Source organism: Methylobacterium sp. (genome assembly GCF_019750675.1).
Lineage (GTDB): Bacteria > Pseudomonadota > Alphaproteobacteria > Rhizobiales > Beijerinckiaceae > Methylobacterium.
Window position 1 is genome coordinate 1 of record NZ_JAIEOF010000065.1, and the last position, 14338, is coordinate 14338.

11 protein-coding genes are annotated in these 14338 nt (G+C 69.6%); 8 read left to right on the plus strand and 3 right to left on the minus strand.

The genetic code is table 11. The features are described from left to right. Positions 1 to 2613: ribonuclease E/G (locus tag K2X24_RS03405; RefSeq protein ID WP_292494648.1), on the plus strand; the 2613-nt coding region annotated here is incomplete at its 5' end. Between the two features lie 114 nt (positions 2614 to 2727). On the opposite strand, the gene K2X24_RS03410 is transcribed toward K2X24_RS03405, so the two are convergent. Further along, positions 2728 to 3918 (minus strand): aminotransferase class I/II-fold pyridoxal phosphate-dependent enzyme, encoded by a 1191-nt coding sequence (locus K2X24_RS03410; RefSeq protein ID WP_292494650.1) that lies wholly within the window; start codon positions 3916 to 3918, stop codon positions 2728 to 2730. 162 nt (positions 3919 to 4080) lie between these two features. Between K2X24_RS03410 and K2X24_RS03415 the strand changes: the two genes are divergently transcribed. The 6 genes from K2X24_RS03415 to aat all read left to right on the plus strand — a co-directional run bounded on the left by K2X24_RS03415 (position 4081) and on the right by aat (position 8885). Next, the gene (locus K2X24_RS03415; protein ID WP_292494652.1) at positions 4081 to 4902 is read left to right on the plus strand and encodes a DsbA family protein; all 822 of its coding nucleotides are present in this window, start codon (positions 4081 to 4083) and stop codon (positions 4900 to 4902) included. A gap of 157 nt (positions 4903 to 5059) precedes the next feature. Beyond that, complete coding sequence (accB, locus tag K2X24_RS03420; RefSeq protein ID WP_292494654.1) at positions 5060 to 5536, plus strand: acetyl-CoA carboxylase biotin carboxyl carrier protein; 477 nt, start codon at positions 5060 to 5062, stop codon at positions 5534 to 5536. Between the two features lie 14 nt (positions 5537 to 5550). Then, on the plus strand, positions 5551 to 6909 hold the full coding sequence (accC, locus tag K2X24_RS03425) for an acetyl-CoA carboxylase biotin carboxylase subunit (RefSeq protein WP_292494656.1): 1359 nt from the start codon (positions 5551 to 5553) through the stop codon (positions 6907 to 6909). A 125-nt stretch (positions 6910 to 7034) separates the two neighbouring features. Then, complete coding sequence (locus K2X24_RS03430) at positions 7035 to 7343, plus strand: hypothetical protein (protein ID WP_292494658.1); 309 nt, start codon at positions 7035 to 7037, stop codon at positions 7341 to 7343. Between the two features lie 411 nt (positions 7344 to 7754). Beyond that, positions 7755 to 8087: a hypothetical protein gene (locus K2X24_RS03435; RefSeq protein ID WP_292494660.1), complete on the plus strand. Its 333-nt coding sequence runs from the start codon at positions 7755 to 7757 to the stop codon at positions 8085 to 8087. Positions 8088 to 8210: 123 nt separating this feature from the next. Further along, complete coding sequence (aat, locus tag K2X24_RS03440) at positions 8211 to 8885, plus strand: leucyl/phenylalanyl-tRNA--protein transferase (RefSeq protein WP_292494661.1); 675 nt, start codon at positions 8211 to 8213, stop codon at positions 8883 to 8885. Between the two features lie 27 nt (positions 8886 to 8912). On the opposite strand, the gene K2X24_RS03445 is transcribed toward aat, so the two are convergent. Then, a complete protein-coding gene (locus tag K2X24_RS03445; protein ID WP_292494664.1) occupies positions 8913 to 9590 on the minus strand; it encodes a DUF2155 domain-containing protein in 678 nt (225 codons plus the stop codon). 115 nt (positions 9591 to 9705) lie between these two features. Beyond that, positions 9706 to 10122 carry an NADH:ubiquinone oxidoreductase subunit NDUFA12 gene (locus K2X24_RS03450; protein WP_292494665.1) on the minus strand — a complete coding sequence of 139 codons (417 nt, stop codon included), beginning with the start codon at positions 10120 to 10122 and terminating at the stop codon, positions 9706 to 9708. A gap of 496 nt (positions 10123 to 10618) precedes the next feature. Here K2X24_RS03450 and K2X24_RS03455 point away from each other — a divergent pair. Beyond that, a partial coding sequence (locus K2X24_RS03455; RefSeq protein ID WP_292494666.1) for a vitamin B12-dependent ribonucleotide reductase occupies positions 10619 to 14338 on the plus strand: 3720 nt, incomplete at its 3' end.

Here is a 14338-nt window from a genome sequence, read left to right on the forward strand (position 1 = left end):
GCGCACGAGACCGCCACGCCGGAGAGCCACGCCTCCGCCGATCTGCCGCCGGCCGGAAGCGCCGACGCCGCGCCCGCGGATGCGTCGTCCGAGACCGAGACGAAGCCGACCGAGGACGGCGTGCTCGAGGGCGCGACCGCCGAGACGCCGGTGGCGCCGGCTGCCGAGCTCGCCCTCGAGGCCGCGCCCATGGGCGAGACCGTCGCCCCGGACGCCGAGGTTGCCGAGGCTCCCGCCGCTTCCGAGGACGAGTCCGACGCGGACGACGATTCGGACGAGGACGACGACGATTCGGACGACGAGTCCGAGGAGGAGGACGACGACGATTCGGACGACGAGGACGAGGACGACGAGGAGGGCGAGGGTGAGGACGGCGAGCGCCGGCAGAAGATCGCCCAGGTCGGCGGCGACGCCATGGCGGAGATCCCCGAGCGTCCGCGCACCTACCGCCGGCACTACAAGATCCAGGAGGTGATCAAGCGCCGCCAGATCATCCTGGTGCAGGTCGTCAAGGAAGAGCGCGGCACCAAGGGCGCGGCGCTGACCACCTATCTGTCGCTCGCCGGCCGCTACTCGGTGCTGATGCCCAACACGGGACGCGGCGGCGGCATCTCCCGCAAGATCACGAGCGCCGCCGACCGCAAGCGCCTCAAGGAGGTCGCGCAGGACCTGGAGGTGCCGGACGGCATGGGCGTGATCCTGCGCACGGCCGGCGCCTCGCGCACCAAGCCCGAGATCAAGCGCGACTTCGAGTACCTGATGCGCCTGTGGGAGAGCGTGCGCGAGCTGACGTTGTCCTCGTCCGCCCCCGCGCTGGTCTACGAGGAGGGCTCGCTGATCAAGCGCGCCATCCGCGACCTCTACAACAAGGACATCGACGACATCCTGGTGGCGGGCGACGAGGCCTACCGCGAGGCGCGCGACTTCATGCGCATGCTGATGCCGGGCCAGTCCAAGGTCGTGCAGCCCTATCGCGAGTCGACGCCCATCTTCGCCCGCTATGGGGTGGAGCAGCAGCTCGACGCGATGTTCTCCACGCACGTCACGCTGAAATCCGGCGGCTACCTCGTCATCAACCCGACGGAGGCCCTGGTCTCCATCGACGTGAACTCGGGCCGCTCGACCCGCGAGCACGACATCGAGGACACCGCGCTGCGCACCAACCTGGAGGCGGCCGAGGAGGTCGCCCGCCAGCTGCGCCTGCGCGATCTCGCCGGCCTCGTCGTGATCGACTTCATCGACATGGACGAGAAGCGCAACAACCGCGCCGTCGAGAAGAAGCTCAACGAGTGCCTGAAGAACGACCGCGCCCGCATCCAGGTCGGCCGGATCTCGCCCTTCGGCCTCCTGGAGATGAGCCGCCAGCGCATCCGCACCGGCATGCTGGAGAGTTCCTCCCTCCCCTGTGCGCATTGCGGCGGCTCGGGCTATGTCCGCGCCACCGCGTCGGTGGCCCTGCAGATCCTGCGGGCCATCGAGGAGTCGCTCCTCAAGAGCACCAGCCACAACCTCATCCTGCGCACGAAGACCGAGGTCGCGCTCTACATCCTCAACCAGAAGCGCGCCCACCTGCGCGAACTGGAGGTGCGCTTCGGCGTCTCCGTGACGATCGCGGCCGACGAGCGCCTGGCGGCCACCTCCGCCTTCCAGCTCGATCGCGGCGAGCCCGCGAGCCGGCTCGAGGGCCCGGCGACCGGCGTGCGCGCCGTGGCGATCAACTCGGCCCTGGCACCCGAGGAGGATTTCGATCCCGAGATCGAGGCGATCGAGGCCGAGGACGACGAGGTCGAGGCCGAGGGCGCGTCCGACGAGTCGCGTGAGGAAACCCGCGAGGAGACCCGCGAAAAATCCGCCGAGGGCGGCGAGGGCCGGGGCGGTCGTCGCCGGCGCCGTCGCCGGCGCGGCGGCCGTCCCGAGGGCGGCGAATCGTCCGGGACCGAGGGTGCCGCCTCCGAGGGCGAGGATGATGGCGAGGGCGAGGAGATCGATGAGGTCGCCGCCCAGGCCGAGGGCGACGAGGTCGTCACGGCCGGCGAGGCCCCGTCTGCGGGCGATGACGACGGTAGCGGACGCCGCCGCCGCCGGGGCCGTCGCGGCGGCCGTGGCCGTGACCGCGAGGGCCGCGCCCGCGACGGAGAGGGCAGCGAGGGCCTCCGGGACCAGACCTCTCAGGACCAGATCGCCCAGGACCGCAGCATCCAGGACGAGACGTCTCGGGACGAGTCCTTCGGGCAGCCGGTCTCCGAGGATCGGGCTCCGCAGGACAAGGCGGTCGGCTCGATCGACGGTGACCAGGGCGCGAGCGATGCGCCGTCCGCCTTCCTCGGTGGCGAGGAGCCGGTGAGCGCGGAGGCGGTCGCCGCCGCCTCGACCGGAGAGACCCCGCCCGCGCAGACGCCGGCCTTCTCGGAAGGGCACGTGACCCAGGCGGAGGACCTGCCGGTCGCGTCGAAGCCGGAGCCCGAGGCTCAGCCGGCCGAGGCGCCCGCCCCGGCGCCGGTCCGGACGCCTGCCCCGGAGCCCGTGGCCGTGGTGCTGACCCCCGCCGATCCCGATCGCCCGAAGCGCGCCGGGTGGTGGTCGCGCACCAAGGCGGCCCTCACGGGCGAGTGAACGTCGACGGAATCGCGTGAGCGAACGCCCCACCGGTCCCGGCCCAAGCCGGGATTGGTCGGGGATGGCGGCAAGTGGAACGGGGTGGGCGTGGTGCCCGCCCCGTTTCGCGTTTCAGCGCAGCCAGCCCTTCAGGCGCCGCACCGCGTCGATGCAATCGGTCCGCGAGCCCGCGAACGAGAAGCGCACGTGGTGGCCCCCGTCCACCGCGTCGAAGTCGAGCCCCGGGGTGGCGGCGACGCCGGCCTCGTCCAGCATGCGCCGGCAGAAGGCGCTGGCATCGTTCGTGAGTTCGGAGACGTCGGCGTAGAGGTAGAAGGCGCCGTCCGCCGGATGCGTGCGCCCGAGGCCGAGGCCCGGGAAGGCGTCGAGGAGCAGGGCTCGGTTGGCGGCGTAGCCCTCCCGCACCGCCTCGACCTCCTCCACGGCATCGAAGGCCGCCAGCGCCGCCACCTGCGAGAGGTAGGGCGCCGAGATGTAGAGGTTCTGGGCCAGGCGCTCCACGGGCCGCACCAGCCAGTCCGGCACCACCATCCAGCCGATGCGCCAGCCGGTCATGCACCAGGTCTTCGAGAACGAGTTGATGACGATCGCGTCGTCGTCGTAGCGGAGCGCGGTTTCGGTGGGCAGGCCGTAGGCGAGCCCGTGATAGATCTCGTCGGAGATGAAGCGCAGGCCGAGCCCGCGCGCCGTGGCGCAGAGATCGGCGAGGCGCTCGGGCTCGATCACCGTTCCGGAGGGATTGGCCGGGCTCATCACCAGGATGCCGGCGAGCGCCTCCCGCGCGTGCAGATCGCGCAGGGCCGCGCCCGTGGGGGCGAAGCGGTCCGCGTCCCGCAGGATCAGGGGCGCGGGTACGAGGTCGAGGGCATGCAGCAGGCTGCGATAGGCCGGGTAGCCGGGCTGGGGCACCGCGATCCGCGCGCCGGCATCGAACAGGGCGAGGAAGGCCAGAACGAAGCCGGCCGAGGAGCCCGTGGTCACCACGATCCGGCTCGGCGCGACCGTGACGCCGTAGGTCTCGGCATAGTGCCGGGCGATCCGCTCCCGCAGGGCCGGTAGGCCGAGGGCCTGTGTGTACGGCAGGGCGCCGGTGGCGAGGGCGGCTTGCGCCGCCGCGATCACCCCACGGGGCGCGGGCGCCGAGGGCTGGCCCACCTCCATATGGACCACGCCCTCGCCGCGCGCCTCGCGGGCGGCGGCGGCCGACATCACGTCCATGGCCAGGAACGGGGCGACGCGGGCCGCCCGCCGGGAGGAGAGGATCGGAGAGGGGATGGGCGATGGGATCGGTTTGTCTGTCATCGGTTCCCTCATAGCGGTTGGCCCCGGGGCACGCCAAACCGGCATTCCGCGATTGACCGCCCGCCGCGAAAACGCCTAACCCGGCGGCTAATCGCACGTCAGATCGACGACGATGCCCCGATGGCCGGCTGACGCCTGACCGGTCCCGCCCCGCGAGGACGTATGCCCCTGTTCCGCTCGCTGCTCTCCGCCGCCATCCTGGCCGGCTCCCTGGCCGTCGCCCCGGGGGCGGCCTTCGCCCAGACGACGCCTGCCCAGCCAATCCCCTCACAGGCCGCGCCCGCCCCGGCCGCCGCCTTCAGCGATGCGCAGCGCCAGGCGATCGAGGCCATCATCAAGGACTACCTCGTCAAGAACCCGGACGTGCTGCAGGAGGCGATCGCCGAGGGCGAGCGCCGGCAGCAGGAGACGCAGAAGCTCGCCCAGTCGGCGGCCCTGAAGGAAGCCCGCGAGGCGCTCATCAACTCGCCCCACGGCGTGGTGGCGGGCAACCCGAGCGGCGACGTCACCCTGGTCGAGTTCTTCGACTACAATTGCGGCTATTGCCGCAAGGCGCTCGCCGACATCCAGGCCCTGATCAAGGGCGATCCGAAGCTGCGGGTCGTCCTCAAGGACTTCCCCGTCCTGGGCGCCGAGTCCCTGGAGGCGAGCAAGATCGCGCTGGCCGCCAAGCAGCAGCTCAAGGGCGACAAGGTCTTCGAGTTCCACACCCGCCTTCTGGAGTCCAAGGGCCGTGTGAACGCCGAGCGCGCCCTCGCGGTCGGCAAGGAGATGGGCCTCGACGTCGCCCGCTTGACCAAGGACGCGCAGGGACCCGAGGTGAAGGCGGCGCTCTCCGAGAATGTCGGCCTCGGCGACAAGCTCGGCCTCTCGGGCACCCCGGCCTTCATCATCGGCGACGAGATCATTCCCGGCGCCGTCGGGATCGAGCCGATCCGCAAGACCATCAACGACGTGCGCCAGTGCGGACACGCCAGCTGCTGAGACGCCCTGCCCGTCCGTGAAGGGCGGCGGCGTCGCTAAGGCCGCCGTCCCCGGATCATCTCACGCGCGCGGCCCAGCCGCTCGCAAACCTTACTTTCGATTGTCGACGCACCCCGCGCCTGACCTGAAGACGACCGAGCCGATGCCCAAGGAGCCGATGTCCAAGAACGACCCCTTCGATCCGGAGCTCGTCCGCGAGCTCGCCAAGCTCATCAACGAGACCGATCTCAGCGAGATCGAGGTCGAGAAGGGGGATCTGCGCATCCGCGTCGCCCGTCGCGTCGAGGCGGTCCAGGTGCAGGTCGCCGCGCCCGCCCCGGCCCTCGCGGCGGTGGCGGCCCCCACGCCCGTCTCGGGTCCGGGCGCGACGCCCGAGCGCACCAGGGCCGGCGCCGGCCACCCCGGCGCCGTGCCCTCCCCCATGGTGGGCACCGCCTATCGCCGCCCCTCGCCCGAGGCGAAGCTCTTCGTCGACGTCGGCTCGCAGGTTCAGGTCGGCGAGAAGCTGCTTCTCATCGAGGCCATGAAGACCTTCAACGAGATCGTGGCGCCCCGCGCCGGCACCGTCACCGCCGTCTTCGTCGAGGACGGGCAGCCCGTCGAGTTCGGCGAACCCCTCCTCGTCATCGAGTGAGCGGGGCCGCACCGATGTTCGAGAAGATCCTGATCGCCAACCGGGGCGAGATCGCGCTACGCATCCTGCGCGCGGCCAAGGAACTGGGGATCGCCACCGTGGCGGTCCATTCCACCGCCGACGCCGATGCCATGCATGTGCGCCTGGCCGACGAGAGCGTGTGCATCGGCCCGCCCTCCGCCCGCGAGAGCTACCTCAACATTCCGTCGATCATCGCGGCCTGCGAGATCACCGGCGCGGACGCGGTCCACCCGGGCTACGGCTTTCTCTCCGAGAACGCGCGCTTCGCCGAAGTGCTCGCCCACCACAATATCGGTTTCATCGGTCCCAAGGCGGAGCACATCCGCATCATGGGCGACAAGATCGAGGCCAAGCGCACGGCCAAGCGCCTCGGCATCCCCTGCGTGCCCGGCTCCGAGGGGGGCGTCGAGGATCCCGAGGAGGCCAAGCGCATCGCGGCCGAGATCGGCTATCCGGTGCTGGTCAAGGCGGCCTCCGGCGGCGGCGGCCGCGGCATGAAGGTCGCCCGCACCGAGGCCGACCTCGAACAGGCCCTGGGCATGGCCCGCACGGAGGCCAAGGCGGCCTTCGGCGACGATGCGGTCTACCTCGAGAAGTATCTCGAGAAGCCGCGCCACATCGAGGTGCAGGTGCTCGGCGATGGACGCGGCAACGCCGTGCATCTGGCCGAGCGCGACTGCTCGCTCCAGCGCCGCCACCAGAAGGTCTGGGAGGAAGGCGGCTCCCCAGTCATCGACGCCGAGACACGCGCCGAGATCGGCGGTATCTGCGCCCGCGCCATGCAGGAGCTGAAGTACCTCGGTGCCGGTACCGTGGAGTTCCTCTACGAGGACGGGCGCTTCTACTTCATCGAGATGAACACCCGCATCCAGGTCGAGCACCCGGTCACCGAGATGATCACCGGGATCGACCTCGTGAACGAGCAGATCCGGGTGGCCGCCGGGCTGCCGCTGTCGGTGACCCAGGACGAGATCAAGGTCGAGGGCCACGCCATCGAGTGCCGGATCAACGCCGAGCACCCGGCCACCTTCCGGCCCTCGCCGGGCCTGATCACCTACTTCCACCCGCCGGGCGGCCTCGGCGTCCGGGTGGATTCGGCCGTGTTCCAGGGCTACCGCATCCCGCCGCACTACGATTCCCTGATCGGTAAGCTCATCGTCCACGGGCGGACCCGCAACGAATGCCTGATGCGCCTGCGCCGGGCGCTGGACGAGTTCGTGGTCGACGGCGTCGACACGACCCTGCCGCTTTTCCGCACCCTCGTGCGGAACGCCGACGTCCAGAACGGCGATTACGACATCCACTGGCTGGAGGGCTTCCTGGCCGACGGCGGCCTCGACGAGCCCGGTTAGGGTTTTCGAGACGCGCGGCGACGGCGGTGAGGGAACGAGCGCGCGCGGCGATCGTTTCCGGTGGCCTTATCGCGGCTCCCGTCCATCGGTTCGGGTGCCGCCTCACTGCAAGGACGACCCCCTCCGTGCGCCTGACGACCTGCTTCCTCGCCAGCCTCCTGCTCGCCACGCCCGCCCTCGCGCAATCCCCCTCCGGCAATGTCGGACAGCCGGAGCGGTCGGTTCCGCAGGCGGGCAACACCACCCGGGGTCCAATCGACAATCCGTCGACCCGCGGCATGGCCCCGGCGGACGGCCCGGCCGTCGCGCCCGTCGGCGAAGGCGGCATGAGCCCCGGCATGGGCGCGGTGGATTCCGCCAAGGGCGGGAATGCCAACGATACCAACCGCTCCGTTCCGAATACCGGCGGCACGTCCGGCGGCCCCGCCCGCTGATACCGCGTCGCTCCGGACTGACATGCATCCAGCCGGCCCCGAGAGGGGCCGGTTTTTCGTTGTCGGCGTAGGCGGGACGCATGTGCGATCGCGCACAATTGAGTTGCGCAGCATTGTGCATCGAAATGACCCTAAACGGATCAGTTTGATCCCTGCGAGCGTACCCGGATCGCGCTCCGAGCGCCTGCCCAGTGCAAAAGCGGCCTCTTCGGCTGGGAATCCTGTCTTTTCCCTCCGGGCGCCTCAGCGACGGCCCGTTGCCGGCGAAGTGACGGCCGGAACGCTTTGGTTCGCCGGGACTTCTCACCCCACGCCGGTCAGGCGGGGACGAACCGGGTCGGACAGACCCGGTGGCGCAGACCCCGCCCAGCGACTGGATTTTCCTAACGACCCGACTTTCGAAAGACCACGATGCGCACCTTCAGCCTCACCTTCGTCGCCGCCTCCCTGATCGCCACCGCCGCCCTCGCCCAGTCGCCGTCGGGCAATGTCGGCCAGCCCGAGCGTTTCGTGCCCCAGGCCGGCGGCACCACCCGTGGCCCCATCGACAACCCCTCGGTCTACGGCGCCTACCGCAACGTCGACGGCTACGTCGACATGGACGTCACCGGCACCGTGACCGAGGCACCCTACGCGTCGAACCGCGAGGCGATCGTCGAGGATTCCGCCAAGGGCGGCAATGCCGAGCAGCCGAACCGCATCGTCCCCAACCTCGGCACCACCTCCGGCGGCCCGAAGTTCTAGTCCTTCGCGACGGGACTGAGCGGGAAGGCGGGCCCCTCCGGGTCCGCCTTTTTGCATGCCGGGACGGGTTCTGCGACCGACCGGCCTCTGGTCATCCGCCGATCCCCGATCCAAAGTCGGCACATGCATGACGGCGACCGCGTTGAGATCACGCCCGAGATACTTCTGAAGGCGTATGCGGCCGGCATCTTCCCGATGGCGGAGGACGCCGACGATCCCGCGATCTACTGGGTCGAGCCGCGCGCCCGCGGCGTGCTCCCCCTCGATGCTTTCCACGTGTCGCGCCGCCTCGCCCGGACGGTGCGGGCGGACGTGTTCGAAGTCCGCACCGACCAGGATTTCGACGCGGTGATCGCCGGTTGCGCCGCGCCGCGCGGCTCGGCGGAGCGGACCTGGATCAACGGGCGCATCCGCGAACTCTACGGCTCCCTGTTCGATGCAGGCCACGCCCACACGGTTGAGGTGTTCTCGGGAAGGGAGCGGGTCGGGGGGCTCTACGGCGTCTCCCTCGGGGCGGCCTTCTTCGGTGAGAGCATGTTCCACACGGAGCGGGACGCCTCGAAGGTGGCCCTGGTCCACCTCGTGGCGCGCCTGCGCGCCGGGGGATACCGCCTCGCCGACACCCAGTTCGTCACCGATCATCTGAGTCAGTTCGGTGCCGAGGAAGTGCCGCGCCACGTCTACAAGCGGCGCTTGGCCCAGGCGATCGGCGTGCCGGCGAACTGGCATGTCTGGCCGGGCGACGGCTCCCTGCGGGGCCGCGACGTCCTCGCGGCGCTCGGCGGCGGCGAGGATTGAGCCCCAACCCCGCGCCGGGCGATGCGCCTAGCGGAAGAGGGCGTCGAACAGCGATTGCGGTTGCGCCGGCTGCGGCGGTGCGGCGGCCGGTCCCTCGTTCGAGGGGAAGAATTTTCGCGAGGGCTTCTGCTTGGGCTGGACCGGCACGCCGCGGGGCGCCTCGACGTCGACCTGCCCGTTCGGATTGACCTGCTGGGCGGTGCGGGTGGCGTCCTGGCCGCCCTTGGGTCTGCGCGTCTTCTCGGGCTTCGAGGCCATGGCGGGCACGTCCTCCTGCTCGCGCGCCTCGGCGATCACCTCGGACCCGCCCTTACAATCGACGAGCCAGACGTCGTAGATCGGGTGCTCGATGGCGTGCAGGCCGGGGCTCGACGCGAACATCCAGCCGGTGAAGATGCGGCGGTACTTGTTGTCGAGGGTGACCTCGTCCACCTCAAGGAATCCCGTGGTCTTCGGGCTCTCGGTGGGGGGGCGGCTGTAGCAGACCCGCGGCGTCAGCTGCAGGGCGCCGAACTGGACCGTCTCGTCCACCGCGACCTCGAACGACACGATACGCCCGGTGATCTTGTCGAGGCCCGAGAACACCGCGGTCGGGTTCTTGATCTTGTCGGCCGATGCCGGCAGGCCGGTGAGCCCGAGCGCGATCGACGCGAGGAGAAGGCGCTTGACCACGAGGCGGGACGATCCTGCTGTGCTGCGGTTCACGGGCTGCCCTCCTCTCGGGCGGCTCCCCCCGGGGAGCGACGGCGCGAGGGACATCTAAAGCCGCAGAAGATTGGTGGAAAAAGGGCCGGCGCGAACCGGACTCGGTTTCCCGGGTTCAGTTCCCCGGGCTCCAAGGTTCGTAATCGCCGGTGGCGGCCGGGCGCTGGCCGATGTTCAACTGCGAGCCGCGCGGCCGGTAGGCCCCGCTCGTGCCGGTGAGATTCTCGACATGCGGCTTCTGCCAGGCGCGGGGCGCGTAGCTCTCCTCGCTCGGCGGCACGTCGCCGTTGTGGCAGAGCCAGCTGCGCCAGCCGGGCGGCACCTTCGAGGCGTCGGCGTAGCCGTTGTAGACCACCCAGCGCCGCTCGGTTCCGACGGAACGGTCGATCAGCGCCCCTTGCGCCCGGTAATAGGTGTTGCCGAGCTCGTCCGTGCCGACCCGCTGCCCGCTGCGCGCGGTGTAGAGCGCGAGCGACATGGTCTGCCCGTTCCACCAGGTGAAGATGCGCAGGAGCGTGTCCTTGAGAGCCATCGCGTTCGCCCGAATGGGGCATCGCCGCCCCGCCATCACTGTCGGCGCGGACTATGGTGAGACGGGCCCGCGAAGTCCAGTCGCGTCGCCCCGTGGCTGTCGACGAGCGGGGGCGTCCCGGGATTGCGGCCCAAATCCCACACCCTCCGGCGTTAACCATGCCCGAACCCGCCGCCGGACCGGATGTGCCTGTGGGCGGAAAATTTTTCGCGTCCGAATCCGCCAAGCCGAAAGGGCACTTACGAAGTCATCCGCGATATCCACAGATTTAAGGCGTGACCCACTACATCTAGCCAGGAACAGGCAGCCGGCACACTAGTTATTGACGTGAGACCCCGGACCGGCATACCTTCGGATCATCGCCGAGGCTGTCGCGTCACCGGCGGTTCACCGACTTTTCGAGACCCCTTCCAGCGCTTCGCGGCGCTCGCGGGCGCTCGACTTCATTCTTCGACACGGCGCCGCACTTCTTCAGGCGGCTCGGGAGACAGGTTCCATGCGGTTCGAGCGGCGCCATACCACGGCCGGACAATCCCCCTACGCGACGATCCCCTTTCGCAAGACCCTGAGCGAGATCCGCAACCCGGACGGCTCCACGGTCTTTCGCCTCGACGGCATCGAGGTGCCGGAATGCTGGTCCCAGGTGGCCAGCGACGTCCTCGCGCAGAAGTACTTCCGCAAGGCCGGCGTGCCGGTGGCCCTCAAGAAGGTGGAAGAGAACGACGTACCGTCGTTCCTGTGGCGCTCCGTGGCGGACGACGCGGCGCTGGCCGACCTCCCCGAGGCCGAGCGCACCACCTCCGAGATCTCATCCACGCAGGTGTTCGACCGGCTGGCCGGTTGCTGGACCTACTGGGGCTGGAAGGGCGGCTACTTTACCTCCGAAGAGGACGCCTCCGCATTCCTCGACGAGCTGCGCTTCATGCTCGCCCGCCAGATGGTGGCGCCGAACTCGCCGCAATGGTTCAACACCGGTCTCCATTGGGCCTACGGCATCGATGGTCCGGCGCAGGGCCACTACTATGTCGACTACCGCAGCGGTGCGCTAACGAAGTCCGCCTCGTCCTACGAGCACCCGCAGCCGCATGCCTGCTTCATCCAGGGCGTGCAGGACGACCTCGTCAACGACGGCGGCATCATGGACCTCTGGGTCCGCGAGGCACGCCTCTTCAAGTACGGCTCGGGCACCGGCTCGAACTTCTCCATGCTGCGCGGCGAGAACGAGAAGCTCGGCGGCGGCGGCAAGTCGTCGGGCCTGATGTCCTTCCTGAAGATCGGCGACCGGGCGGCCGGCGCGATCAAGTCCGGCGGAACCACCCGGCGCGCGGCCAAGATGGTCATCGTCGATATCGATCACCCGGACATCGAGCAGTACATCGACTGGAAGGTGAAGGAGGAGCAGAAGGTCGCCGCCCTCGTCACCGGCTCCAAGATCGTCTCCAAGCACCTCACGGCGGTGATGAAGGCCTGCACCCAGTGCGAGGCGGAAGGCGACGCCTGCTTCGACCCCGAGCGCAATCCCGTCCTCAAGAAGGCGGTCAAGGCCGCCCGCAAGGACGCGGTGCCGGATTCCTACACGAAGCGCGTGATCCAGTTCGCCCGCCAGGGTTTCACCAAGATCGACTTCCCCGTCTACGACACCGACTGGGACTCGGAGGCCTACCTCACGGTCGCCGGCCAGAACTCGAACAACTCCGTCTCGCTCACCGATGACTTCCTGCGCGCCGTCGAGGCCGACGCGGACTGGAACCTCACCGCCCGCACCACCGGCAAGACGACGAAGACCCTGAAGGCCCGCGACCTGTGGGAGAAGATCGGCGAGGCCGCCTGGGCCTCGGCCGATCCGGGCCTGCACTTCAACACCACGATGAACGATTGGCACACCTGCCCGGCGGGCGGACGGATCCGGGCCTCGAACCCGTGCTCCGAGTACATGTTCCTCGACGACACCGCCTGTAATCTCGCCAGCGCCAACCTGCTGACGATGTACGACCGCGCCAGCAATCACTTCGACGTGGCCGCCTTCGAGCACCTCAACCGCCTCTGGACGGTGGTCCTCGAGATCTCGGTGATGATGGCGCAGTTCCCCTCGAAGGAGATCGCCGAACTCTCGTACCGCTACCGAACCCTCGGCCTCGGCTACGCCAATATCGGCGGCCTCCTGATGAGCATGGGCCTGCCCTACGACTCGGACAAGGGCCGGGCCCTGGCCGGTGCCCTCACGGCGATCATGACGGGCGTGGCCTACGCCACCTCGGCCGAGATGGCCGGCGAACTCGGGGCCTTCCCGGCCTACGAGGAGAACGCGGACGCCATGCTCAAGGTGATCCGCAACCACCGCCGCGCGGCGCATGGCGAGGCGGAGGGCTACGAGTTCCTCTCGATCGCCCCGGTGCCCCTCGACCTCGCCAACGTGCCCCAGGCCGACCTCGCCGAGCGGGCGAAGCACGCCTGGGACCGCGCCCTGGCGCTCGGCGAAGAGCACGGCTACCGCAATGCGCAGGCGACCGTGATCGCGCCCACCGGCACCATAGGGCTCGTCATGGATTGCGACACGACGGGGATCGAGCCGGACTTCGCGCTCGTGAAGTTCAAGAAGCTCGCCGGCGGCGGTTACTTCAAGATCATCAACCGCGCCGTGCCGGACGCCCTGCGGACGCTGGGCTACCGCGAATCCGAGATCGCCGAGATCGAGGCCTACGCGGTCGGCCACGGCTCGATGGGCCAGGCCCCGGCGATCAACCCCGGCAGCCTGCGCGCCAAGGGCTTCACCGACGACAAGCTCGCGGCGATCGAGGCGGGGCTGAAGCAGGCCTTCGACATCAAGTTCGTGTTCAACCGCTGGACGCTCGGCGACGACTTCCTCAAGGACGTGCTCAAGGTCCCGGCGGAGAAGCTCGCCGATCCGACCTTCGAGATCCTGCCGTTCCTCGGCTATTCGAAGAAGGACATCGAGGCGGCCAACACCCACATTTGCGGCGCGATGACCCTTGAGGGCGCACCGTTCCTCAAGACCGAGCACTACGCGGTGTTCGACTGCGCCAACCCGTGCGGGCGCATCGGCAAGCGTTACCTCTCGGTGGAGAGCCACATCCGCATGATGGCGGCGGCGCAGCCCTTCATCTCGGGCGCCATCTCCAAGACCATCAACATGCCCAACGACGCCACGGTCGAGGATTGCAAGAACGCCTACAAGCTCTCCTGGACCCTGGCCCTGAAGGCCAACGCCCTCTACCGCGATGGTTCGAAGCTGTCGCAGCCCCTGAACTCGGCGCTCATCGCCGACGAGGAGGACGATGCCGACGACATGGTCGAGGCTCTGATCGCGGCCCCGGCCGCCGCCAAGGCCGCGCAGGTGGCCGAGAAGATCGTCGAGCGGGTGATCGAGCGCGTCGAGCGCATCCGCTCGCGCGAAAAGATGCCCCATCGCCGCAAGGGCTACACCCAGAAGGCGGTCGTCGGCGGACACAAGGTCTACCTCCGCACCGGCGAGTACGATGACGGGCGCCTCGGCGAGATCTTCATCGACATGCACAAGGAAGGTGCCACCTTCCGCAGCCTGATGAACAACTTCGCCATCGCGATCTCGCTGGGGCTCCAGTACGGGGTGCCCCTGGAGGAATACGTCGAGGCGTTCACCTTCACCCGCTTCGAGCCGGCGGGCTTCGTGCAGGGCAACGACGCGATCAAGAACGCGACCTCGCTCCTCGACTACGTGTTCCGCGAGCTGGCCGTGTCCTATCTCGGCCGGGCCGACCTCGCCCACGTCAATCCGTCGGAGATCGGCGGGACCGTGATCGGCGGCGGCGAGACCGAGACCACCCGCGAGTCGGGCAAGTCGGAGACCAGCGCGGCGAGCGTGGTCTCCCGCGGCCTCCTGCGGGGCTCGGCCGATCGCCTCACCCTGATCCAGGGCGGCCCGGCCGGCGGCACCGTCGGTGTCGGCGCCGCGAGCGCCGGCCAGACCGCTCCGGCCGGCGGCGTGGTGCATGCGGTGCGGGGCGCCACCGCCCTCAAGGTCGAGCCGGTCCAGGCCGGTCGGGCTGAAGCCCTCCTCGACGCCCTCCCCTTCGCCAAGCCCGACTCGGTCCAGCCCGATACGGTCAAGGCCGAGCGCTCGGTTTCGGACCGCCGCGCCGAGGCGAAGATGAAGGGCTACGTCGGCGAGGCCTGCCCGGAATGCGCGAACTTCACGCTGGTCCGCAACGGCACCTGC

Coding starts and splice junctions, on each gene's coding strand:
- K2X24_RS03435 (WP_292494660.1), top strand. CDS start 7,755: ATGCGCACCTTCAGCCTCACCTTCGTCGCCGCCTCCCTGATCGCCACC.
- aat (WP_292494661.1), top strand. CDS start 8,211: ATGCATGACGGCGACCGCGTTGAGATCACGCCCGAGATACTTCTGAAG.
- accC (WP_292494656.1), top strand. CDS start 5,551: ATGTTCGAGAAGATCCTGATCGCCAACCGGGGCGAGATCGCGCTACGC.
- K2X24_RS03410 (WP_292494650.1), bottom strand. CDS start 3,918: ATGACAGACAAACCGATCCCATCGCCCATCCCCTCTCCGATCCTCTCC.
- K2X24_RS03450 (WP_292494665.1), bottom strand. CDS start 10,122: ATGGCTCTCAAGGACACGCTCCTGCGCATCTTCACCTGGTGGAACGGG.
- K2X24_RS03415 (WP_292494652.1), top strand. CDS start 4,081: ATGCCCCTGTTCCGCTCGCTGCTCTCCGCCGCCATCCTGGCCGGCTCC.
- accB (WP_292494654.1), top strand. CDS start 5,060: ATGTCCAAGAACGACCCCTTCGATCCGGAGCTCGTCCGCGAGCTCGCC.